1 rRNA gene is annotated in these 1,728 nt (G+C 55.7%); it reads left to right on the top strand.

What is annotated here, in order from left to right:
- The first annotated feature begins 186 nt into the window (after nt 1-186).
- Nucleotides 187-1,703 (top strand): 16S ribosomal RNA (locus M2432_RS27845).
- The last annotated feature ends 25 nt before the right edge of the window (nt 1,704-1,728 follow it).

Below are 1,728 nucleotides of genomic sequence, written 5' to 3'. Positions count from 1 at the left end.
GGCGTGTTGTTTGAGAACTCAATAGTGTGTTTGGTGGTTTTTGTTTGTTGTTTTTTGGCTGCACCTCGTGTTTTCCCGTTTGTGGGGTGTGGTTGTTTTTTTTGATGCCAGTTTGTTGGTGTCTTTTGTTTTGTGATCGGATTTTTCTGATTCGAATTCTGCCCTGTTTTTTGGATGGGGAGTTTTTGTTTGGAGAGTTTGATCCTGGCTCAGGACGAACGCTGGCGGCGTGCTTAACACATGCAAGTCGAACGGAAAGGCCCTTCGGGGTGCTCGAGTGGCGAACGGGTGAGTAACACGTGGGTGATCTGCCCTGCACTTTGGGATAAGCCTGGGAAACTGGGTCTAATACCGAATAGGATCACAATCTTCATGGGTTGTGGTGGAAAGCTTTTGCGGTGTGGGATGGGCCCGCGGCCTATCAGCTTGTTGGTGGGGTAATGGCCTACCAAGGCGACGACGGGTAGCCGGCCTGAGAGGGTGACCGGCCACACTGGGACTGAGATACGGCCCAGACTCCTACGGGAGGCAGCAGTGGGGAATATTGCACAATGGGCGCAAGCCTGATGCAGCGACGCCGCGTGAGGGATGACGGCCTTCGGGTTGTAAACCTCTTTCAGTAGGGACGAAGCGCAAGTGACGGTACCTACAGAAGAAGGACCGGCCAACTACGTGCCAGCAGCCGCGGTAATACGTAGGGTCCGAGCGTTGTCCGGAATTACTGGGCGTAAAGAGCTCGTAGGTGGTTTGTCGCGTTGTTCGTGAAAATTCACAGCTTAACTGTGGACGTGCGGGCGATACGGGCAGACTGGAGTACTGCAGGGGAGACTGGAATTCCTGGTGTAGCGGTGGAATGCGCAGATATCAGGAGGAACACCGGTGGCGAAGGCGGGTCTCTGGGCAGTAACTGACGCTGAGGAGCGAAAGCGTGGGGAGCGAACAGGATTAGATACCCTGGTAGTCCACGCCGTAAACGGTGGGTACTAGGTGTGGGTTCCATCCTTGGGATCCGTGCCGTAGCTAACGCATTAAGTACCCCGCCTGGGGAGTACGGCCGCAAGGCTAAAACTCAAAGGAATTGACGGGGGCCCGCACAAGCGGCGGAGCATGTGGATTAATTCGATGCAACGCGAAGAACCTTACCTGGGTTTGACATGCACAGGACGCCAGTAGAGATATTGGTTCCCTTGTGGCCTGTGTGCAGGTGGTGCATGGCTGTCGTCAGCTCGTGTCGTGAGATGTTGGGTTAAGTCCCGCAACGAGCGCAACCCTTGTCCTATGTTGCCAGCGGGTTATGCCGGGGACTCGTAGGAGACTGCCGGGGTCAACTCGGAGGAAGGTGGGGATGACGTCAAGTCATCATGCCCCTTATGTCCAGGGCTTCACACATGCTACAATGGCCGGTACAAAGGGCTGCGATGCCGTAAGGTGGAGCGAATCCTTTCAAAGCCGGTCTCAGTTCGGATTGGGGTCTGCAACTCGACCCCATGAAGTCGGAGTCGCTAGTAATCGCAGATCAGCAACGCTGCGGTGAATACGTTCCCGGGCCTTGTACACACCGCCCGTCACGTCATGAAAGTCGGTAACACCCGAAGCCGGTGGCCTAACCCTTGTGGAGGGAGCCGTCGAAGGTGGGATCGGCGATTGGGACGAAGTCGTAACAAGGTAGCCGTACCGGAAGGTGCGGCTGGATCACCTCCTTTCTAAGGAGCACCATTTACCTGCCCT

Origin of the sequence: Mycobacterium sp. OTB74 (assembly GCF_029892685.1) — a bacterium.
Taxonomy (GTDB): Bacteria; Actinomycetota; Actinomycetes; order Mycobacteriales; family Mycobacteriaceae; genus Mycobacterium.
The sequence above is the reverse complement of the archived record's forward strand: the minus strand, read 5'-3'. Positions and strand labels throughout refer to the sequence as shown.